Source organism: Clostridium sp. CTA-19 (genome assembly GCF_054767855.1).
The window spans coordinates 19,190-42,029 of sequence record NZ_BAAABH010000001.1 but is presented as its reverse complement, the minus strand read 5'-3'; the positions used below and the strand labels follow the sequence as shown (position 1 = coordinate 42,029).

General features: G+C 28.0%; 24 protein-coding genes. 3 read left to right on the top strand and 21 right to left on the bottom strand.

Annotated elements, in window-relative coordinates:
* Positions 1-13: 13 nt before the first annotated feature.
* From ACYUE0_RS00205 to ACYUE0_RS00130, 16 genes are all read right to left on the bottom strand, one after another.
* On the bottom strand, positions 14-619 hold the full coding sequence (locus tag ACYUE0_RS00205; protein ID WP_061993960.1) for an MBL fold metallo-hydrolase: 606 nt from the start codon (positions 617-619) through the stop codon (positions 14-16).
* A 19-nt stretch (positions 620-638) separates the two neighbouring features.
* Positions 639-1,094: a D-aminoacyl-tRNA deacylase gene (gene dtd / locus ACYUE0_RS00200; RefSeq protein WP_061993959.1), complete on the bottom strand. Its 456-nt coding sequence runs from the start codon at positions 1,092-1,094 to the stop codon at positions 639-641.
* 19 nt (positions 1,095-1,113) lie between these two features.
* On the bottom strand, positions 1,114-3,291 hold the full coding sequence (locus ACYUE0_RS00195) for a RelA/SpoT family protein (protein WP_061993958.1): 2,178 nt from the start codon (positions 3,289-3,291) through the stop codon (positions 1,114-1,116).
* Positions 3,292-3,642: 351 nt separating this feature from the next.
* On the bottom strand, positions 3,643-4,161 hold the full coding sequence (locus tag ACYUE0_RS00190; RefSeq protein WP_061993957.1) for an adenine phosphoribosyltransferase: 519 nt from the start codon (positions 4,159-4,161) through the stop codon (positions 3,643-3,645).
* Positions 4,162-4,492: 331 nt separating this feature from the next.
* Positions 4,493-5,368, bottom strand: coding sequence for a DHH family phosphoesterase (locus ACYUE0_RS00185; protein ID WP_460269106.1), 876 nt, complete (start codon positions 5,366-5,368; stop codon positions 4,493-4,495).
* Between the two features lie 156 nt (positions 5,369-5,524).
* Positions 5,525-6,394 (bottom strand): protein translocase subunit SecF, encoded by an 870-nt coding sequence (gene secF / locus ACYUE0_RS00180; RefSeq protein ID WP_199869188.1) that lies wholly within the window; start codon positions 6,392-6,394, stop codon positions 5,525-5,527.
* 1 nt (position 6,395) lies between these two features.
* Positions 6,396-7,640, bottom strand: coding sequence for a protein translocase subunit SecD (gene secD, locus ACYUE0_RS00175; protein WP_061993954.1), 1,245 nt, complete (start codon positions 7,638-7,640; stop codon positions 6,396-6,398).
* A 93-nt stretch (positions 7,641-7,733) separates the two neighbouring features.
* The gene (gene scfB / locus ACYUE0_RS00170; protein WP_460269105.1) at positions 7,734-9,107 is read right to left on the bottom strand and encodes a thioether cross-link-forming SCIFF peptide maturase; all 1,374 of its coding nucleotides are present in this window, start codon (positions 9,105-9,107) and stop codon (positions 7,734-7,736) included.
* A 63-nt stretch (positions 9,108-9,170) separates the two neighbouring features.
* Entirely contained in the window at positions 9,171-9,308 is a 138-nt protein-coding gene (scfA, locus tag ACYUE0_RS00165) for a six-cysteine ranthipeptide SCIFF (protein WP_010292964.1), read from the bottom strand.
* Between the two features lie 154 nt (positions 9,309-9,462).
* Complete coding sequence (locus ACYUE0_RS00160) at positions 9,463-9,831, bottom strand: TIGR04086 family membrane protein (RefSeq protein WP_061993952.1); 369 nt, start codon at positions 9,829-9,831, stop codon at positions 9,463-9,465.
* A 56-nt stretch (positions 9,832-9,887) separates the two neighbouring features.
* On the bottom strand, positions 9,888-10,181 hold the full coding sequence (gene yajC, locus ACYUE0_RS00155) for a preprotein translocase subunit YajC (RefSeq protein ID WP_061993951.1): 294 nt from the start codon (positions 10,179-10,181) through the stop codon (positions 9,888-9,890).
* A gap of 223 nt (positions 10,182-10,404) precedes the next feature.
* Positions 10,405-11,532 carry a tRNA guanosine(34) transglycosylase Tgt gene (gene tgt / locus ACYUE0_RS00150; protein WP_460269103.1) on the bottom strand — a complete coding sequence of 376 codons (1,128 nt, stop codon included), beginning with the start codon at positions 11,530-11,532 and terminating at the stop codon, positions 10,405-10,407.
* Positions 11,533-11,594: 62 nt separating this feature from the next.
* The gene (gene queA, locus ACYUE0_RS00145; protein WP_061993949.1) at positions 11,595-12,620 is read right to left on the bottom strand and encodes a tRNA preQ1(34) S-adenosylmethionine ribosyltransferase-isomerase QueA; all 1,026 of its coding nucleotides are present in this window, start codon (positions 12,618-12,620) and stop codon (positions 11,595-11,597) included.
* A 320-nt stretch (positions 12,621-12,940) separates the two neighbouring features.
* Positions 12,941-13,942: a Holliday junction branch migration DNA helicase RuvB gene (ruvB, locus tag ACYUE0_RS00140; protein ID WP_460269102.1), complete on the bottom strand. Its 1,002-nt coding sequence runs from the start codon at positions 13,940-13,942 to the stop codon at positions 12,941-12,943.
* A gap of 57 nt (positions 13,943-13,999) precedes the next feature.
* Complete coding sequence (gene ruvA / locus ACYUE0_RS00135) at positions 14,000-14,590, bottom strand: Holliday junction branch migration protein RuvA (protein ID WP_061993947.1); 591 nt, start codon at positions 14,588-14,590, stop codon at positions 14,000-14,002.
* Between the two features lie 220 nt (positions 14,591-14,810).
* Complete coding sequence (locus ACYUE0_RS00130) at positions 14,811-15,431, bottom strand: hypothetical protein (RefSeq protein ID WP_061993946.1); 621 nt, start codon at positions 15,429-15,431, stop codon at positions 14,811-14,813.
* A gap of 213 nt (positions 15,432-15,644) precedes the next feature.
* Here ACYUE0_RS00130 and ACYUE0_RS00125 point away from each other — a divergent pair, with 213 nt between their 5' ends.
* From ACYUE0_RS00125 to ACYUE0_RS00115, 3 genes are all read left to right on the top strand, one after another.
* Positions 15,645-16,928 carry an ATP-binding protein gene (locus tag ACYUE0_RS00125; protein WP_460269099.1) on the top strand — a complete coding sequence of 428 codons (1,284 nt, stop codon included), beginning with the start codon at positions 15,645-15,647 and terminating at the stop codon, positions 16,926-16,928.
* Positions 16,929-16,930: 2 nt separating this feature from the next.
* A complete protein-coding gene (locus ACYUE0_RS00120; RefSeq protein ID WP_460269098.1) occupies positions 16,931-17,791 on the top strand; it encodes a response regulator in 861 nt (286 codons plus the stop codon).
* Positions 17,792-18,273: 482 nt separating this feature from the next.
* Positions 18,274-19,302: a PTS sugar transporter subunit IIC gene (locus tag ACYUE0_RS00115; protein WP_460269097.1), complete on the top strand. Its 1,029-nt coding sequence runs from the start codon at positions 18,274-18,276 to the stop codon at positions 19,300-19,302.
* A 218-nt stretch (positions 19,303-19,520) separates the two neighbouring features.
* Here the strand turns inward: ACYUE0_RS00115 and ACYUE0_RS00110 are convergent, their stop codons facing one another.
* From ACYUE0_RS00110 to ACYUE0_RS00090, 5 genes are all read right to left on the bottom strand, one after another.
* Entirely contained in the window at positions 19,521-19,682 is a 162-nt protein-coding gene (locus ACYUE0_RS00110; RefSeq protein WP_157450810.1) for a hypothetical protein, read from the bottom strand.
* Between the two features lie 236 nt (positions 19,683-19,918).
* Positions 19,919-20,440, bottom strand: coding sequence for a hypothetical protein (locus ACYUE0_RS00105; protein ID WP_460269096.1), 522 nt, complete (start codon positions 20,438-20,440; stop codon positions 19,919-19,921).
* 164 nt (positions 20,441-20,604) lie between these two features.
* A complete protein-coding gene (locus tag ACYUE0_RS00100; protein ID WP_061993940.1) occupies positions 20,605-21,345 on the bottom strand; it encodes a YebC/PmpR family DNA-binding transcriptional regulator in 741 nt (246 codons plus the stop codon).
* A gap of 129 nt (positions 21,346-21,474) precedes the next feature.
* Positions 21,475-22,128: a YigZ family protein gene (locus tag ACYUE0_RS00095; RefSeq protein WP_061993939.1), complete on the bottom strand. Its 654-nt coding sequence runs from the start codon at positions 22,126-22,128 to the stop codon at positions 21,475-21,477.
* 14 nt (positions 22,129-22,142) lie between these two features.
* Positions 22,143-22,790, bottom strand: coding sequence for a HEAT repeat domain-containing protein (locus tag ACYUE0_RS00090; protein ID WP_061993980.1), 648 nt, complete (start codon positions 22,788-22,790; stop codon positions 22,143-22,145).
* Positions 22,791-22,840: the final 50 nt, after the last annotated feature.

The following is a 22,840-nucleotide window of genomic DNA, read 5'->3' as shown; positions in this document are numbered from 1 at the left end:
TTTTTCTAAAATTCTATCTTAAAAATGGATTAGTTGCTTTCTCTCTTTCCATTGTAGTTCTTGGACCATGACCTGGAAACACAATAGCAGAGTCTTCTAATATCATAAGCTTATTTTTTATAGAGTTCATAAGAGTTTCTGTATCTCCACCCTCTAAATCTGTTCTTCCTACAGAACCTGTAAATAATGTATCACCTGTGAACACATTATTTCCTATTTTAAATGTAAGTCCTCCTGGTGTATGTCCAGGTGTCTCTATACATTCTATTTCAAAGTTTTTCAATTTAATTTTATCACTTTGTTTTAGATAGATATTTACACCATTAAAGAAAACATTTCCATAAATATAAGTACCTTTTTTCATAAACTTATAATCTTTCTCACTTATTCCTATCTCTCCACCTACAAGTTTAAAAAGTTCATCTACTCCACCTACATGGTCTACATGACCATGTGTTAGAAGAATATACTTTACATTTGCACCTAATTTAGTAATTTCCTTTTCTATATCATCTACGTCCCCACCAGGATCTAAAACAACAGCTTCTTTAGTTTCTTCATCCATAATTATATAGCAATTTGCTCCATATATTCCTGCAACAACTCTTTTTATTACCATAATTAACACCTACCTATAACTAAAACTCTTTTTTACTTTCTAATAGTAATGTTACAGGTCCATCATTTTGTATATAAACCTGCATATCAGCTCCAAATTCACCAGTTTCAATTTTATCTTCACCTAGTTTATTCTTAAACTCTAAAACTAACTTATCATATAATTCTTTGGCTTTTTCTCCACCTTGTGCCTTCATAAAGTCAGGTCTTTTACCTTTTCTGCAATCTCCATATAATGTAAACTGAGAAATTAAAAGTATACTTCCACCTATATCTTCTACCGAAAAGTTCATTTTATCATTTTCATCTTCAAATATTCTCATTCCTAAAACTTTTCTTACTATATAATCTATATCTTCTTCTGTATCTTCTTTACTTATCCCAATAAGAACATTTAATCCCTTTTCTATTTTCCCTATGATTTTATCTTCAACTTCAACTCTAGAGTTTTTAACTCTTTGAACTATAGCTCTCATCTTTATCACCCTATCCAATTTAATTTTTTATTCTATAAACATCATATACACCATTTAATGATCGTATTTTCTTTTGTATTTTAGTTAATTGTTCAACAGTGGCTATAGATATTTTAACATTTATAATAGTTTCTCTAGCCTTTGTTGTTTTTGCATTTATTGATATAATATTTACACTACTGTCATTTATAATTTGAATTATATTTGTAAGTACTCCAACTTTGTCATCAGCTTTAATTTGAATTTTTGTTAAATACTCACCAAAGTTCTTTTCATCTTCCCAGCTTACATCTACAATTCTTTCTTTTTCTTTATTTTCTAAAGCTATAAGATTTTTGCAATCTTTTCTATGTACTGAAACCCCACTTCCTTTAGTTATATATCCTATTATTTCATCCCCTGGCACTGGGTTACAGCACTTAGCAAACCTTACTAATAGATTTCCTTCTCCTTTAACTTGAATATGTGAAACCCCTTTATTGTTTGCTCTAATTTTTATAGTATTTTTATCTTCAATTGACTTTATTTCATCATCTTTATTTTGAATTTGATTCTCATTTAAAGACTCTTTAAGTTTATTAACAATATTAGTAGGTATAATTTCATTTACACCTATAGCTGCATATAAATCATCTAAGCATTTCAAATTGTACCTTTTTAAAATTTTTTCTAGGGCGGAAGCTTTTAAAATTTCATTTAACGTAAATCCATGCTTTTTACATTCTTTTTCTAAAAGTTCTTTTCCTTTTTCAATGCTCTCATCTCTTTTAGCACGTTTAAGCCATGACTTAATTTTACTTTTAGCCCTATTACTTTTAGCTATATTTATCCAATCCATTCTCGGTCCTTTAGAATTGGAAGAAGTTATAACATCAACAATTTCTCCAGTTTTTAAATGATATGTTAGTGGTACAATCTTGCCATTAACCTTTGCCCCAGTACACTTATGACCTATATCTGTATGTATACTATAAGCAAAATCTATAGGTGTAGATTCATATGGAAGACTAATTACATCACCTTTAGGAGTAAAAACAAAGACTTCATCTGAAAATAAGTCTATTTTAAATCCTTCCATAAACTCTTCTGCATCTGAAGTTTCCCCTTGCCATTCTAACATTTCTCTAAGCCATGAAAGTCTTGATTCTAAAGAGTCACTGTTATTTGATATACCCTCTTTATATTTCCAATGGGCAGCAATACCATATTCTGCTATTCTATGCATTTCATAAGTCCTAATTTGAATTTCAACAGGCTTTCCAAAAGGTCCTATAACTGTAGTATGTATAGATTGATACATATTAGGTTTAGGCATAGCTATATAATCTTTAAATCGTCCTGGTATAGGCTTATAAATAGTATGAACTATGCCTAAAGCAGCATAACAATCTCCTATATCATCTACAAGCACTCTAACTGCAGTTAAATCAAAAATTTGATCTATTGTTTTATTTTTCTTAACCATTTTTCTATATATAGAATAAAAGTGTTTGGGCCTACCTTCTATCTCAGATTTAATCCCAACTTTGTCTAAGTTATCTTGTAAATTTTTAATTATATTCTCTATTTGAATTTCTCTCTCTGCCCTCTTTTGGCTTATTTCTTTTACTAGCTCATAGTATTCTTTTTCATGTAAATATCTTAAAGATAAATCCTCTAGTTCCCATTTTATTTTAGATATTCCTAGTCTGTGTGCTAGTGGAGCATAAATATCTAACGTTTCTTTTGCTTTTTCCTTTTGTTTAGCTTCTTTTTTAAATCTTAAAGTACGCAAATTATGTAACCTATCCGCAAGTTTTATAAGTATTACTCTTATATCCTTTGCCATAGCAAGAAGCATTTTCCTTACATTATCAGCCTGTTGCTCTTCTTTAGTTTTATATTTAATTTTACCTAATTTAGAAACCCCTTGTACTAAATCAGCTACCTCAACACTAAACATTTGGCATATATCTTCATATGTATAATCTGTATCTTCTATAACGTCATGTAGAAGTCCAGCCACTATAGTTGATGTATCTAGACCTAACTCTGCCAATATACAGGCTACCTCTAACGGATGAATTATATAAGGCTCCCCGGATTCTCTCTTTTGCTCTTTATGTGCTTCAAAAGATAATTCAAAAGCTTTACGAACTTCTTCTATATCAACATTTGTACAATTTTTATTTATTTTATCCAATAACTTTTCTAGCATCTAGATTACACTCCTAAAACTAAAGGCTGGTTAAGTAACCAGCCACTATTTTTATCAATGATATTATTATATAATAACAATTTTATTAATGCAATTTGCTTTAAACATTTTATAGAAATAATGTCAGCTTTTATTTGTAATATTATATTTATTATTAATGTAGTGATACAAGCTCAAAATTAAATTTATTCAAGAACTTAAAAGTACTTCATTCAAAATTCAGTATTGAGTTTAAATACTTATGATCCTACATCACTCTTTTAGGTATCCAAGTTTTAGAACAAATAATTTTTAAAGCTCACCTGAAATCCTGTAATTAAGCTGTTAATTTTCACAAATACAATTTTCAAATTAAAGATTATATTCTACTAAAGACATTACATCATAGTCCTTTATTTTTTCTTTTCCATTTAATTCTGTAAGTTCAATTACAAAATCTAAAGAAACTACTTCTCCGCCCATTTTTTCAACAAGACTTGCCACTGCAGAAACAGTTCCACCTGTTGCTAATAAATCATCTACTATAGCTATTCTTTGACCTTTTTTTATAGCATCCTTATGGATTTCTAATGTATCACTACCATATTCTAAACCATATTTAGTGTTATATGTTTCATATGGTAACTTACCTGGCTTTCTACATGGAACAAATCCAACTCCTAATGCATAAGCAACAGGTACCCCAAATAAAAATCCACGGGCTTCTGGTCCAACTATTAAATCTACATTTTTATCCTTTAAATGTTCTACAATTTTATCTATGGAAAACTTTAAGGCCTCTCCATCTTCAAGTAAAGTCGTAACATCTTTAAAACTAATTCCTTCTTTAGGAAAATTATCTATAACTCTTATTTTTTCTTTTAAATTCATTGTCGTTTCCCCCTTTTTATAATTTATCATATTTCTAGAATTTAAATTATCTCAAAATCCTAAAAACCACAAATATACCTTGCCAAATGCAATACATTAAAACAAAATGTTATTATGTCCTATTTTATATTCTAAACCGTATATTCAAACTATATTAACCATCACCAAAATTATACATTTAGTATATATAAAATATAATATTTTATTCATTTAAATATTACTTAATAACAGAACATATAAAACATTCTACAAACTCTCATTTTTTAAATTAATATAGTGAAAAACTCAACCTTTAGGATATACAAGCATTTTAATTATACCTTTATATACATTATACAAAGATTTTTGATCTACCATTAAAATTTTGCTTCTTACTTTTTTTTATTTCATTGTACAGATATTTAGATATCTGCTTTGCTCTATGTTTTTCATTAGTAGTAAATAATTCTATAGCTATTCTTGCATTATCTATTCTACCCATAGAATTTGTCCTTTGAAATATATCCATAGTCAAATTATTATGTATAAATTCCTCTATGTCATCTACATTATTATCATCAATTAAAGCTCTTATACCATAATTATTGCTACATTCTAATTGTTTTAATCCTTCATCTACTATAAAACAATTCTCACCAATAACAGGCACTCCTTTAGATATAGTCCCTAACATAACAAGATCTATGTACTTATTTATACAAGTCATTTTATAATATTCTGATACAGTTTGTACCAACTTGTAAGCCACTCCAGATGCTGAAAGATTTTTAAATGGATAGTTGCACCCCTCTTTATTAGGATTTATAACAACAACCTCATCGTAGCACTTACAATCTTTATGATAATCTGTAACAATAATATCTATATCCAGGTCCCTGCATAGTTGAATTTCTTTTTCTGAGCTTACAGTAGAACCTACAGTTATTATCAGATCTGCACCTAAGTACTTTATGTAATTTTGTATATCATTATCTTTTAAATTTCTATCTTCTCTAATTTCATTAGGTTGAAAATACTCCACATCAGCATTTAAGTATCTTAATACTAATATTAAAAGCGAAATTGCAGTAATACTATCAAAATCATAATAACCATAAATTACTATTTTTTCTCTCTCATTTATCGCTTTTATTATTCTTTTAAGAGCACTCTTCATACCTTTTAGTAATAGAGAATTATAGGTATTTTTAACGTAGTGTTCATCCATAAACATGCTCCTCCAAAACAATAGAAAACAACTAATATTATAATTTAAAATCTATAACATTACAAATATTTTTGTAAAAAAAAGCAGGAGATATGCCTTTTTTTTTACAAAAAACCTATCCCCCATAATATATATTATATTTTTTTACAATTTATGTTATATTTTTGCTGCTTTTTTTCTATTTTTTAAGATAACCCAAATTGGACTAGCTATAAATATTGATGAATATGCTCCCATAGCTATACCAATTATTAATGGTAATGAAAATTCTCTTATGCTTGGAACAAATACATATACTGCAGTTATAGTAAATAATGTTGTAAGTGCAGTATTTATAGATCTAGATAATGTTTGATTTATACTTATATTTGCGATCTCAGAGATTTCTACTTTTCTCATTTTCTTTGAATTTTCTCTAATTCTATCAAATATAACTATTGTATCATTTATAGAATATCCTATAATAGTAAGGACCGCTGCTATAAATGGTGTATTAACAGGTATTCCTAAAACTGCGTAAACTCCTACAGTTATTAAAACATCATGTAATACTGCAATTATAGCTGCTGCTGCAAAATTAAACTCAAATCTAAACCCAATATATATAAGCATAGCTATATTTGCAACTATGGCAGCTATAAACGCTTTCACTTTCAGTTCTCTACCAATAGTTCCACCTAGATTTTCTTTTCCTAAAATTGCTGAATCATCTAATGAAAACTCTTTTTTCATATCTTCAATTAAGTTATCAGTTGTTTCATCTGTAAGTACGCCATCTTGAACTATTATTTCAAGTTCTTTTCCATTATCTACAACTTTAGTAGCATACTTATTTTTTGCATATTTATCTAATATTTCATCAGCTTTACTTTTTTCGAATTTATCATTTAAAGCTATATCAATAATTGTACCACCTGTAAAATCTATACCATAATTTAACCCTCTAAACACTACTGTACCCATTCCTATAATTATCAGTATAAGGGATATAGTAAACCAAATTTTAGTTTTTTCTATAAATTTCATTTTAATTTACCCCCTTTTTAACACCAAAGTGGGATGGTTTGTTAAGAATACCAATATTCACTGCCATATTTATTAAGAACTTTGTAACAGTTAACGCAGTAAATATACTTATTACTATACCAATTATAAGCGTTAATCCGAATCCTTTAACAGAACCAGTTCCTATTATATATAAAGAAACGGCAGCTATTATAGTTGTTATATTTGAATCTAGTATAGTTGCTAAAGCTTTACTAAATCCAGATTCTACTGATGATTTTACTGATTTTCCAGTTCTTAATTCTTCTCTTATTCTCTCAAATATAAGTACATTAGCATCAACAGCCATACCTACTGTTAATAAAAATCCTGCAATACCGGAAAGAGTTAATGTTACTTCAAATATAGCAAAAGCATATAATAATAGGCATACATATAATACAATGGCTAATGAACATATAACTCCAGGACGTTTATAGTATAAAGACATAAATATCATAACAAAAGCTATGCCAACTACTGCTGCTTTTTTACTCAATCCTACAGCTTCCATACCAATAGTTGGTCCTACTGTTTTAACAGAAAGAGTTTGAACCGGCACCGGAAGTGCACCAGATTTAATTATATTAGCTATTCTTGTAGCATCTTCTAAAGATTCCATACCAGTTATAACTGCTTTTCCATCAGTTATAGCTTGATTTACTTGAGGATTAGTTAAAACCTCATCATCCATTGATATTGCAATCTGTTTACCTACATTTTTAGTTGTAGCATCTGCAAATTTCTTAGTTCCTTCATCATTGAACTCTAATCCAACTACTGCTTTTCCTTCATTATCATATTGGGCAACTGCATTTTTTACATCTTGCCCTGAAAGAATTATATTTTTTTCAGAGTCTGTAAACTTTAACTCACCTGTTTTTCCAACAGTATCAAGTACAGATTTTGTATCAAATTGACCTGGAATTTCAATTCTTATTCTTTTATCCCCTTCACGAGTTACTGAAGTTTCACTGACTCCTAATTTATTCACCCTCATAGAAATTAATTCAATAGTTCTATTGATAGTGTCTTTGTCTACTTCATCAGCTTTTATCTCCATAAGTATAGATGAACCACCTTGAAGATCAAGACCTTTATTTATTGACTGTCCAAAAGATTTGAACCTATATCCAAAGGCCTCTGCCCCAAAATATCCAATATAAGCTAATAAGGCTATAATTACCACAGCGCCAATAAATAAGGACACACTTTTACCTCTCTTCATGTCTATCCCCTTTCTTACATTAGTAAATTTATGTTTTTTCCAATGTTATTTATTATATATCTTCCAAATTTCATAGTCAATCACAATTTTGGATTAGTTTTCTTCCATTTCCATAATTTTAGTCTTTAATGCTATAGCGCATTCAACTCTCTTTTTCTGCATTTCACAACCAATTTCGTATGGTATATGCATATCACCATTAAAATTAAAGTTATTTGCTTGGCATCCACCACTACAATAAAATCTCGCCCAACATTTTTTACAAGTTGGTTTGTTGTATATATGAGCCTCTTTAAATTGTTGAACTATTTCATTTTTCTTTATTCCATCATATATATTTCCTAGTAAATAATCTTCATTTCCTACAAATTGGTGACAAGGATAAATATCTCCATCTGGAGTTACTGCTATGTACTCATGTCCTGCTCCGCATCCAGATATCCTTTTATATACACAAGGACCACCTTGAAGATCTATATTAAAATGATAGAATCTAAATTCGTTTCCTTCTTTATGTCTCTTTAACATTTCTTCATATAATTTATCATATTGCCCAAATATTGTAGGTAAATCTTCTTTTCTTAAAGAAAGTTCATGTTCATCTGGAAGTACAACAGGCTCTATAGAAATTTCATCAAAACCTAAATCTGCCATATGCTTTACATCTTCAAAGAAATCTGTATTTTCTCTTGTAAATGTTCCTCTCGCATAGTAAGTTTTAGATTTATCTCTCATATTCACCATAGACTTTATTTTAGGTAAAATACTCTCATAACATCCTGAACCATCTACTCTAACTCTTACTTTATCATTGACTTCTTTTCTACCATCTATACTTAAAACTAAGTTACCCATGTTTTCATCTAAATACTTCATATTCTCTTCATTTAAAAGTGTTGCATTTGTTGTCATTGTAAATCTTATATTTTTATTATGAATTTTTTCTTGTTCTTTTGCATAATCTACAATTTCCTTAATTTGCTCAAATGCCATTAATGGTTCCCCACCGAATAAATCTACCTCTATATTTTTTCTTGGTCCTGAATTTTCAATTACAAAATCTATTGCTTTTTTACCTACTTCTGGAGACATTGCTTTTCTACATCCATGATATTCACCTTCATCTGCAAAACAATATTTGCATCTTAAGTTACAATCATGAATTATGTTTAGACACATTGCTTTAACATATGATTGCGCTTGTCCACTTTTTTTTGCTATATTTTCATATAAATCTAATGAATATAACATTCCTTCACTTACTAATTCTTTTAATTCACTATAAACTTCTTCTATAGTTTCTACAGAATATTTGTTTTTAAAGTCTTTAACTAATTCTTCTTTACTTCTTAACTTATTTTCATCTAAAAGATCATAAACTAATTCGTCAACTACATGAACTGCTCCTGAGTTTACATCTATTACATAATAATCATTACCTTGTTTAAATTTATGAATTAACGCCATTTTATTCCTCCTACTAAACACAAAGCAGCAACTATATAGTTACTGCCTCTTTTTTACTATTAATTAGTTTTCACAAGCTAAGTTAGCTACTGTGCATGAAGTTTTACATGCTGATTGACAAGAGTTTGCACACTCTTTGCATCCTGGCTTCTTTAAACTTTCTTTTATGTTTGATTTGTTAACTGTTTTAATGTGTTTCATTGTAAATTCCTCCATCCTTTAGGTGTTTTAAATAATTTATATATATATTATAATTTCAAAACCTAGTATTGTACAATAGTATATACTAAGTTTTAAAAATTATTTTTTATATCCATTATTTCCACCAATGTTATATCTATAATAAATTTTAATTTTATAGATTCACAGCAATCATTCCTGATAATGCACCTACTAAAGTAGCCATAATCACTCTTGTAATTTCCTTTATTCCAAATGCAAATTCTTTACCACATAATATTGAAACTATAAATAATGCTACAATGTAAAATAATCCAACTAAAATTCCCATAAGCCAACCATTACTTCCGGCTTTAATAGTAGCACATATAGTTCCATATATAATACTGATTAAAGTTAGTATTATATAAAATATAGAATTCACCTTCGGACCTACTGATATGACACTTATAAGTAATGAGTATACTATTAAAGCAAACATTGTTAATATAAATGCTCTAAGTACGCCATGTCCAACACAGGAATACTTTATTTTTTTCCCCATTATAATCCCCCCCTATATTGTAATATATTACAATTAGGGGGCTTTTATTCATTGTTTTATTCTGATTTAGTGTCTTTTTCCTCTTTTGATTTTATAACATAACTAATTCCGTTTTTAGCTAGTTTTATCCTTGCTCTATCCGGACCACTCTCTAATATTATAAATTCTTCTTGGATATTAACCACTCTTCCCATGATTCCACCTTTTGTCATTATTTCATCATTAAGGCTTAAATCACCTAACATATCCTGATACTTTTTCTTTCTTTTCTTCTCTGGCAAGAAAATCATAAGATAAAATAACCCTAACATTAATACTATAGGTACAATGTTAAATAAAATAGCTTGCATCCTTATTCCTCCTTATTCACATGACTAAACTTATAATCATGTTAAATTTTTTAATTTAATTTTAATTAAATTTCATCTCATAGTACTTATCGTAAAATGATACATGGAGCATTTTAACATATTTCTTTATAAAAAGTTATATGTTTTTTTAAAATTAATGAATTTTTTTTAATATTTATCTATCTTTTATATTATAACCATAATATATAAATAGTAAAACCTATTATTTTGAGCCCCACGCTTTTAATTTTTCTGCTTTAAATTCTTCAAAATAATCGCCATCTATTGCATTTCTTATATCTTCCATAAGCTTATTATAAAAATATAGATTATGTAATACACAAAGCCTCATAGCTAACATTTCTTTAGCTTTAAATAAGTGCCTTATGTAAGCTCTATTATAATGCTTACATGTTGGACATTGACATCCTTCATCTATTGGTGCATCATCTAATTCATGCTTAGCATTCATAAGATTTATTTTACCATGTTTAGTAAATACGTGTCCATGTCTTCCATTTCTTGCTGGTAAAACGCAATCAAAGAAGTCTACTCCTCTTGATACTGCCTCTAATATGTTTTGCGGTGTACCAACCCCCATTAAGTATATAGGCTTATCTTGAGGTAAATAAGGCACTACTGCATCTATAATCCTATACATATCCTCATGACTCTCACCTACAGCTAATCCACCGATAGCATATCCATCTAAATCCATCTTTGTAATAGTTTTAGCATGTTCTATTCTTATATCCTCATAAACTCCACCTTGGTTTATTCCAAAAAGCATTTGTTCTTTGTTTATAGTATCTGGTAAAGAATTTAATCTATCCATTTCTACTTTACATCTTTCAAGCCATCTTGTTGTTCTAGCAACAGATGCCTCTACATATTCTCTTGAAGAAGGATTAGGTATACACTCATCAAAAGCCATAGCAATAGTAGATGCTAAGTTGCTTTGTATTTGCATACTTTCTTCTGGTCCCATAAATATTTTTTTTCCATCAATATGAGAGTTAAAATAAACTCCCTCTTCTTTTATTTTTCTCATTTTAGAAAGGGAGAAAACTTGAAATCCACCTGAATCTGTAAGTATAGGTCTATCCCAGTTCATAAATTTATGTAATCCACCCATTTTACCAACAACTTTATCTGTTGGTCTTAAATGTAAATGATATGTATTTGATAACTCTACTTGACAACCTATGTCTTTTAGGTCCATAGATGATACAGCACCCTTTATAGCTGCTAGTGTACCAACATTCATAAATACAGGAGTTTGTATAACTCCATGAGGTGTTGTAAATTCACCTCTTCTTACCTTTCCATTTTTTTTTAATAATTTGTACATAAATCCAACCATCCTTTTGTAATTTTATTACACATGTTTTTATAATAGTTATGTATCAAGATCTAATGTAAAAACATTGCATCTCCAAAGCTAAAGAACCTATATCTATTTTCCACAGCCTCTTTATATGCATTCATAACAATATCTCTTGTTGAAAAAGCACTTATTAACATTATAAGCGTTGATTCTGGAAGATGAAAATTAGTTATAAGAGCATCTACTATTTTAAATTTATATCCTGGATATATAAAAATACTTGTATATCCTGATTGTTCTTTAACTCTTCCACTTTCATCTGCAATGCTTTCTAAAGTTCTATTGGATGTTGTTCCTACTGCTATTACTCTTTTACCTTTATCTTTTGCAGCATTTATTGTATCAGCATTTTCTTTATTTAAATAATAATACTCTGAATGCATTTCATGTTCTTCAACCTTTTCTGTTTTTACTGGTCTAAATGTTCCAAGACCAACATGTAAAGTAACAAATGCTATATTAACACCTTTTTCTTTAAGTTTTTCTAAAAGTTCTTCTGTAAAATGCAGACCTGCTGTTGGCGCTGCTGCCGATCCAACTTCCCTAGAATAAACTGTTTGATATCTTTCCTTATCTTCTAATTTCTCTGTTATATATGGTGGTAGCGGCATTTCCCCTAAAGCATCTAGTACCTCTTCAAATATTCCTTCATATTCAAATCTAACTTTTCTATTTCCATTTTCAAGTACTTCTATTACTTCAGCCTTTAATTTACCTTCCCCAAATTCAAATCTGTTTCCAATTTTAGCTCTTTTTCCTGGCTTTACTAATGTTTCCCAAACATCTTTTTCTAATCTTCTTAAAAGAAGGAATTCCATTTTAGCACCAGTTTCTTCTTTATGTCCATATAATCTTGCTGGCATAACCCTTGTATCATTTAAAACCAAGCAATCGCCTTCATCTAAGAAATCTATAATATCCTTAAATGTTCTATGTTCTAACTCTCCTGTATTTTTATCAACTAGCATAAGTCTTGATTCATCTCTTTTATCTAAGGGCACTTGTGCTATTAATTCTTCTGGTAAATCAAAATAAAAATCTTTTACGTTCACTGTCTACACCGTCCTAATTTTTAATTTTTTTAAAATAAAAAATTCAAATTATATTTATATAATATAAGATTTTAACATAACCTTTAAATTCTTACTTTTATCATATGCGGAACCTTTATATAATCAAAAAAGTTACATTAAGTGGCTAGTTCTAGAAATAAACTTTCATATATAACTTTCTACTAGCCACTTTTTTGCTCTCATATAGTATTACTATTTTAAACGCCATCTTTAATCCCTATATAATAATTTATTTTTGTCTCTAATACACATTCTCTCAAGGTTATTATTTTACCACTTTATAAACTATATCTCAAATATTATTTTTCTGGCATTTTAATGTCTAAATGTCTATAAGCCTTTTCTGAAGCTATCCTTCCGCGAGGTGTTCTTATTATAAACCCTTTTTTTATCAAATATGGTTCATATACTTCTTCTAAAGACCCTAGTTCTTCTCCTATATAATAGGCTAAAGTTTCTATTCCTACTGGTCCACCACCAAAATTGTATATTATTGCTTCTATTATTTTATTATCTATTTGATCAAACCCTTCACTATCAATCTCTAAAAGATCTGATGCATTATTTGCTACTTCATAATCAATTATTCCATTTCCTTTTACAATGGAATAATCTCTTACTCTTTTTAATAGCCTATTTGTAATTCTAGGAGTACCTCTAGACCTTTTTGCAATCTCTAATGCAGCATCTTCTTTGATAGACACATTCATAATCTCTGCTGACCTAACAACTATTTCTTTTAATTGATTTTCACTATAATATTCCATAGGACAAAGTACTCCAAATCTATCCCTAAGTGGAGCTGTTAAAAGTCCTACCCTAGTTGTAGCACCTATTAAAGTAAATTTAGGTAAATCTAGTCTTATAGACTTTGCTGATGCACCTTTTCCTATAACTATATCTAAAGAGTAATCTTCCATTGCTGGATATAAAATTTCTTCTACAGCCCTATTTAGTCGATGTATCTCATCTATAAATAAAACATCATTATCACACAAAGATGTTAAAATAGATGCTAAATCTCCAGCCCTTTCTATAGCAGGTCCAGAAGTAACTTTTAAATTCCCACCCATTTCTTTTGCAATAATATTAGCAAGAGTAGTTTTTCCTAAACCTGGTGGTCCATAAAAAAGAGTATGATCTAAAGGTTCCCCTCTCATTTTAGCTGCTTTTAGAAATATATCTAATCGTTCTTTAACCTTATCTTGACCTATATATTCTTTTAATCTTTGCGGCCTTAATGAGTACTCTCCATCGCCATCTTCTTCTATAAAATCAGAAGTAACAATTCTATCCTCCATACAATCACTCCTTTCTTAAAATTATATAGTAACTTTATATACTATTTTAAATTCAGATTATTTCATTAAGTATCTTAAACACTTTTTAATCATATCTTCAACATTTGCTTCTTTTCCAACAGCTTTAACTGCTTTTTCAGCTTCTTTCTCTGAATAACCTAAAGCTAGTAAAGCCCCAAAAGCTTCGTTATGAATAACATCCATTTCTATTATAGTCTCATCTATTCCATTTTCCATAACCTCTTGCAAATCTAGCTTATCTTTTAATTCTAAAATAATTCTTTGAGCTATCTTCTTTCCTATTCCAGGAGCTTTTGTAATAGTTTTTTCATCACTACTTAATATTGCATATTTAAGATTTGCAACTGTACATATAGATAATAATGATAATGTGGCCTTTGCCCCAACTCCATTTATTGTAAGTAGTAAATTAAACATTTCAACCTCTTCTTTTGTCAAAAATCCATAAAGACCTATAAAATCATCCCTTACAATTTGAACAATATTTAACTTCACTTCCTCATTGGTATTGGGCATCTGAGCCATTGTATTTCCTGATGTAAATATTTTATATCCAATTCCATTATTCTCTAGAACTACATAATCTTTATTTATAGAAATGAATTTACCCTTTATATATTCATACATTTTTATAAATCCTTCCTAACATTTTATAATTTTTTACTAATAAATTATAACATTAAATTTATATAGTATTTCACTATATTACTTTAACATCAACAGATTTTCAATTCAACCTTAACACTTTTAAATTACATCAATGTATGGCCTTAGTTAATTTTTATATGCATATATAAAAAATGCATAGTAAAATTACTATGCATTTTAGACTTAATTATTTTATATTTTAGGAACTACATAATGCTTTTGCATATTCTAACGCTGATTCTTTATCATCAAATTGATATTCTTTTTTTCCTTCATAAAAGCTTTCTATTAAATTACCTTTATCCTTAAGATTTTCTAGCGTTATAGGTCTCTTATCTTCACTTCTTACATTTGGAATCATATTTTCAACAACTACTAAACTGTTATCTTCTTTTTTATTGTATATAACAACCTTATTTTCATTTACCCCTATGAAATACTTTCCACTTTCATATGCATATCCCGGTATCTCTTTAATAAAAGTAATTTTGTCAGAAGTATGTTTATCTAACTTATATCCATATCCTTTATATATTTCTTCCAATTGTTCTTCTTTTAAATCTTTAATTTTATCTTTATCCTTTTCTACTAACTTCATCATTTTATCATCAGTTATGAAGTTGTTGCAATTAGAGTATTTTATAAAAAATTCCACCACTGTATTATCTTTTATATTTGTAGAACTAACTTCCTTTGTTAATGTATCTATTTGTTTATTCTTAGCCATATTTATATAAAATGAATATCCACAAAAAAATAATGCAAAAACTATTATTAATGATGATAAAATTTGAAACTTATATTCCTTTAATTTGTTCATTTTTAAATTCACTCCTTTGTATAAAAGTCTTTATTAAGATTTTTATCCATTTTTATACTTTTTATACAATTACAATGAATTTTTATAATTTTTTATTTTTAATTATAATTAGTTATGATTTTTATTTATGAAAAGTTTAGATAATTTATATTTTGTGATAAAATTAATAGTGTGAATTTTTCAACATTTCAAATGATTAAGAAGGGTTTTTATATGATGAATTTAAGTTTAGATAATAATATAAAAAGAACTATTTTAGTTAGTTTTTTTATCTCTATTGGGGCACAATTTCATATCAACTTATTTTTAACGAATTTCAAAATTTCATTTGCTATAATATTGCTGCCTATATTTATATATTTTCTAGGAAGTTTTAATGTTGCCTTAACTACATTATTGTCTTCACTAGGAGTTTTTTTTCTAAGAATAATTGTTCATTTTCTTACTACAGGTAGTTTTGACAATTCAATTTCATCATACTCTCCTGAAATATTTTTTTATATATTTTATGGATTAGCTTTTAATTTTTATATAAAAACTATTAACTATAGCTTGAAAAATAAGTTTTTTCTACTTAATTTAATAATCATAGATTATGTTTCTAACTTTATTGAAGGATTTATTCGTGTTGGTACTATAGTTTTTTCCTTTAAAGTTCAAGAAAGTATTATTTTAGTTGCTATTATCCGTTCTCTTTTAGTGTATATAGTTTTCGTTGCTATTGATTATTACAGTATTATCCTTTTGAAAAAAGAACATGCTGAAAGATATAAAAAGCTTTTATGGGTAACAGCTAAATTAAAAAGTGAAGTTTTTTGGATAGAAAAAAATATGCATGCTATTGAGAATGTGATGTCTATATCTTATGGCCTTTTCGAGAAAATATCTAAAAATGCATCTAGCGATACGTGGGCTAACGATTCATTAATAATTGCAAAAGACATTCATGAAATAAAAAAAGAATACTCTTTAGTTGTTAGAGGAATTAAAGACGCTTTAGAAGATAACCTTAACGATAATGGTATTGATTTTGAAGAAATTATAAAAATTCTTCAAATTAGTATGATACGAGAAGTTTCTTCTTACAAAAAAAATATTTCCTTATCTTTCTCTATAGAAAAAAATTTTTTTACAAATAAACATTACTTTCTTATGTCTATTCTTAGAAATTTAATTATGAATTCAATAGAATCTATTAATGATGATAAAAAGCATTATATTAGTGCTATTCATTATACAGATCAAAAAAATCATATTTTTAAAATTAAGGATGATGGATCTGGCATAAAGAAGGAAAATTTGAATTATATATTTTCACCAGGTTATTCAACTAAAATCAATTACGAAACAGGTGAAATTAATCGCGGCCTAGGATTAAGTTTAGTAAAAGACATAATAACTGATGAATTACAAGGGTCAATTGATGTTACTTCCCTTGAAGATATAGGGACAACCTTTTTAATTCGAATACCAAAGAATATATTGGAGGAATTATAACCATGAAATTTTTTTTAATAGATGATGATGTAAACATAATAAATATATTAAAATTAATTATAGAAAATAGAAATTTAGGAACAGTTATCGGTTATTCTACTAACGGAATAGATGGATTAGACGATATAAAAACCTTGACCCCTGATATTGTTATAGTGGACTTATTAATGCCTTTGATGGATGGTATATCTTTAGTTCATGAATGCAAAGAAGAAAATTTAGACATCAGTTTTATTATGTTATCTCAAGTAAATTCAAAAGATATTATAGGTAAAGCATATGAATCTGGTATTGAATTTTTCATTCAAAAGCCTGTAAATGCTATAGAAGTAGAAAATGTTATAGATAAAGTCTGTAAATCACTGTCGATAAATAGAACTTTTTACAAGATGCAGAATTTGTTTATAAAAGAAATATCAACAAACATAAATGATTCTGCTCCTAAAGATGAGGAAGAGTCTAAAGAAAATAGTTTTATGTTAAAACTCCAAGCAGTACTTCAAAAATTAGGTATTATGGGTGAATTAGGCAGTAAAGATATTTTAACTTTAGTTGAATATTTAATAAAAACTAATCAGAGTGTATATGATTTTACACTGAACAAACTTTGTAAGAAATTTACTGATAGTCCAAAATCAATGGAACAAAGAATTCGTAGAGCAGCAAATGCCGGAATGATTAACCTTGCTAATCTTGGCCTTGAAGATTATATGAATGATAGCTTTAATGAATATTCTAATACTCTTTATAATTTTGAACAAGTAAAAAAAGAAATGGATTTTATAAGAGGGAAAGTTTCTTCTGGCGGAAAAACGAACATAAAAAAATTTTTAAATGCATTAATGTTTTATAGTAACGATTAATACTTATAATTTTCATTTTTACTTATTAATAAGTATAGAAATTTACAACATGGGATTTAACAAAATAAAAAACTTAATTTAAATGTTATAATATAAACTTAAATAAAATGTATGTGTGAAGATAGCTTCTATTTTTTATACATACATTTTATTTTAATTTTTTGAAACATCAATTATACTTTTAAATTTTTTATTTTTTAACAACCTATTAAAGCTTTATATATTTTTTTAAATTATTATTAATTGCATTTATAAAGCCATGTACATTATTTAAATTTTTAGTATATTCTAAAAATTTAAATAACTTTTTTGTAATTATCTGTAGTTTTCTGTAACTACCTATTATACTTATAAATAAGTTAAAAGAAACCTATTTGTTTTAAAAATTGTTAATATTTTTTTACCTATGGAATTCATTCTTATTATCATATTCTGCTTTAAAATATCTTTCACATACAAGCTTTAATTTTAGGAGGGGTTTTATGTTAATACTAGTTAAGGGTATAGGACTTTTACTATTAACTTTAGTTTTATTCTCACTATTTAGTTTAAAAATGCCTAAAGGACAAAAAGCAATGTCGGGACTTGCTAATGCAGCTGTAGCTACTTTTTTAGTAGAGGCCATCCATAAATATATAACTGGTGATTTATTACAATTAACTTTCTTTGGAACTGTCGGTAATGCCGCTGGCAGCTTAAGCGGAGTTGCCGCTGTAATATTGGTATCATCGAACATGGGTGCTAATCCTGTTTTTGCTGTAGCTGGCGGTGTAGCCGTTGGTGGATATGGTATATTACCTGGATTCATAGCTGGATATATTGTTGGGCTTATATCTCCCTATATAGAAAAATATTTACCAGAAGGGTTAGATGTAATATTAGGTGCCTTAATCATTGCTCCACTTGCGAGATTTATTGCTGTAGGTATAGATCCTGTGGTTAATTCTACTTTAGTTAGTATAGGTGGAATGATATCTGTGGCAGCTGAACAATCACCATTATTAATGGGATTCTTACTAGGTGGGATAATGAAAATGATTTGTACATCTCCATTAAGTTCTATGGCTCTTACTGCAATGTTAGGGCTCAAAGGTCTAGCAATGGGTATTGCTTCTATAGCTTGTGTAGGAGGGTCTTTTACAAATGGATTAATATTTAAAAAATTAAAACTAGGCAATAAAAGCAATATTGTAGCAGTAATGCTAGAACCATTAACTCAAGCTCATATAATAACAATTAATGCAATCCCTATATATGTTTCAAACTTCTTAGGTGGAGGTCTTGCTGGACTTTCAGCCGCAGCATTTGGAATAATCAACAATGCCCCTGGTACAGCATCACCGATTCCCGGTCTATTAGCGCCATTTGCTTTTAATAATCCTAAAAATGTAATCTTCGCTATAATATTTGCTATAATTGGTGGAACTGTTGCTGGATTACTTGGTGGCTCTGTATTTAAAAATAAAGGCAGACAACCTGCTAATGCTACCGGAACTGAAGAAGTAGCCTAAAATATAAAAGATAAATTAAGACAGACTGTGAAAATAGCCTGTCTTTTATTAATTCTATTTTTTAATTATTAATTATCTTTGAATATATTGCTATACTAATATATCGTTTTTCTATATTATTAAAATAATGTTCTCTTAAAACTCCCTCTATTATTTTTATAAATTAAAAGCAATAACTATATAGAATATTAGTTATTGCCTTTGTAATTTATTTAATATTATGATAAAAAGTAAAAACCTATTGCAATACCAACTATAATAGCTCCTACTATAATTGCATTTGCTTTAGCATTTGGTTTTAAAAAATATTTTTTAGTGTCATTTGGTTCTCCTCTAAATTCTGCTTCTCTAGCTGAAGTTCTTTTAAAACTATCCAACATAAATAGCACCCCCCTACTTAATTATATGAATTGATTTCATATAATTAACCATAAATTGACTTTCATATTATTATATATATTATCAAAATATTCTAAATATAGCAACTAAAGCCATTGTTTTTTGTATCCTTTTTTCATTCTAAACTGAACCTAAAACAATAATATATTATAAATATCTAATTTACTGAAACACATCCCTAAATTGAATTATATTTTTATAAGCAACTTTTTATAAATTACATATGACTTTCAAAAACATAAATACAACTTTCTCTTTCATCTAAAAGAAAAGTAACCCAATCATAATTGTTATTTTCAAACTTATGAAAATATAAATACTTCTTTTTATTATCTAGCACTAAACTTTCTTTTTTATAACTTTCATTACTATCACTATAAAACCTTTGCATATCCTCTACAATATATTTATTACATTGTTCCCATTTAAGCTCTTTTTCTATATTAAGTAGTTTTTCTTTAGAATATTGTAATATAACCACATCTTCTCCATCGCCATGAAAACTTGAACCACTGTCTAAAACTTTTAATTCCTTTTCAGCCTTTGGAATGTTCAAATTCCAATTTATATTTAAAGATCCAACATAAGTTCCAAAATTCATTCCTCTTATAAAACTACTTCCAATAATAAGAACTATTATAAATAAAAACAAAATCCCCCTTATAATTCTATTTATATTTTTTCTTAAAGATATAAATAATATAATAGCTATTATGCTAGCTACTATTGTATAAATCATACAAACACCCCATTCTTATAATTTAGACATTTAAATTATAATTTTTTTAATTTACTATTACATTATGTACCAATAAAAAACTTATCAACTAAAAAAATCTACCTTTCATTACAAATAGCTACTATGTAATGAAAGATAGATTTTCTAATAGTTTATTACAACTATTAACCTTCCCATCCTTCTGGGAATTCAGCATTATGGTAAACTTCTTGAACGTCTTCATCATCCTCTAAAACATCAAGCATTTTTTGGAATTTCACAGCTGTTTCTTCATCTATTTCAGTATATGTATCTGGTATCATTTTCACTCCAGCTTCTAAGAATTCAATTCCACTTTCTGATAATGCTTCTCTTACTTTTCCAAAGTCCTCTGGTGCAGTTGTTACTACAAAAACTTCTTCTTCTGCAGCAAAATCTTCCGCTCCTGTATCTAAAGCTAACATCATTAATTCATCTTCATCTGTGCTATCAGTTTTTTCTATAACTATTTCACCTTTAGATTGAAACATAAATCCTACACATCCTGTTGAACCCATATTCCCACCTTGTTTAGAAAATGCATATCTTACATTTCCTGCTGTTCTATTTTTGTTGTCTGTTAAACATTCAACTATAACAGCTGTTCCTTCAGGACCATATCCTTCATAAACAATTGTTTCATAATTAACAGAATTTAACTCTCCTGCTGCTTTTTTTATAGCTCTTTGAATGTTATCATTTGGCATATTTGCAGCTTTTGCTTTTGCTACAACATCTCTTAGTTTAGCATTTGTGTCTTCACTAGGTCCACCATTTTTAACCGCAACAACTATTTCTTTACCTATTTTTGTGAATATTTTTCCTCTTTTAGCATCAACTTTACCCTTCTTAGCTTGTATGTTATGCCACTTTGAATGTCCTGACATTTGAACTCCTCCTAACTAAATATATAAATACTGCCTATAATGGCTTATTTTAAATATTACTGCAACATTATAACATAATGAAATATTCCTTTCAAATTTAAGAATATATAAATTCTTATCAAAATCAAGTTAAACATTGCACTCTTTATATAACCTATTTCCCATTTTAAAGTAAAATTCTTCATCTTCTTCACTTATTATAACTTTTCCACTTGTTGCTTCTACAAAACTATTAGAAACTTCTTCATAGTTACTACTTTCACAGTACATTATCAATTCAACTTTATCTGTGTAAATTGTATCCTCTATATACCAATTGTTAGTTCCACATATATACTGTATTTTTCCTAATAAATCATAATCCAATATAACTCTTATCTCAAACCCCTTAACCTTTTCAACAATTCCAGCTTCTTTTATAACTTCAGAAGCTCCCTTAGAATAAGCCCTTACAAGCCCACCAGCCCCTAAAAGTATACCACCAAAATATCTTGTAACAACAACTGCTATATCTGTTAAATCATTTTTCTTTAAAACTTCTAATATAGGTATTCCTGCTGTTCCTTGAGGCTCTCCATCATCACTATACCTTTGAATATTCTTATTTTCTCCTACAATATATGCAGAGCAATTATGTGTAGCTTGTTTATGCATACCTTTTATTTTACTCACAAATTCTTTTGCTTCATCTTCTGTTTTTACCCTTTTTGTATATCCTATAAAAACCGATTTTCTTTCATTAAATTCTGCCTTTGCTTCATCTTTTATAGTAAAATAACTCATATCCTCACTCCATTCTATATACCTAAATATTCTTCGCAAGCCTTTTGTATATAGGCTTTATCTGTAGAATTATATATTTCTTTTATTCTTTCCTTATAATCTATAGCATTAATTTTCTTTAATGATTTTATGGCATAGCTAACTACTTGACCATTATCATCCTTTAATGCTCTTATAAGTGCTGATTCGCACTTGTTATCTCCAATTTTTCCCAGTGCCGAAATAGACAATCTTCTTATGTTTACAAACTTATGAACCGTACATCTTATAAGAAAATCAACAGATTTATTAGACCTTAGCTCCCCTAACATCCACACTGCTACTTCTTTTTCCTTTAATGATATATTTAGATGGTTATTTAATATGTAATCTATAAGCTTAGTTTTATTAACAACATCTAAGCTGTTTAGTATATATACTCTTTCATTTTTAGCTACTGTAGTTAAATTTTTAAATAATTGTTCAATGTTTTCACTCTTATTCAAATATCTATATTTCATCTTTGACGATATAAGATGTCTTTGAACATCACTTTTGTCAATATTTCTAATTTTACTTATGGCATCTAAAGATTTTCCTTCTAAATGTAGAAAATATGATATTTCCTCTTCAGAATATTTTTCTATAAAATTCCAATCGAATTTTACTAATCCTTTGCTCATCTTCTCACCACCTGTACACATTTTATTATCTCCATTATAATATACCATTT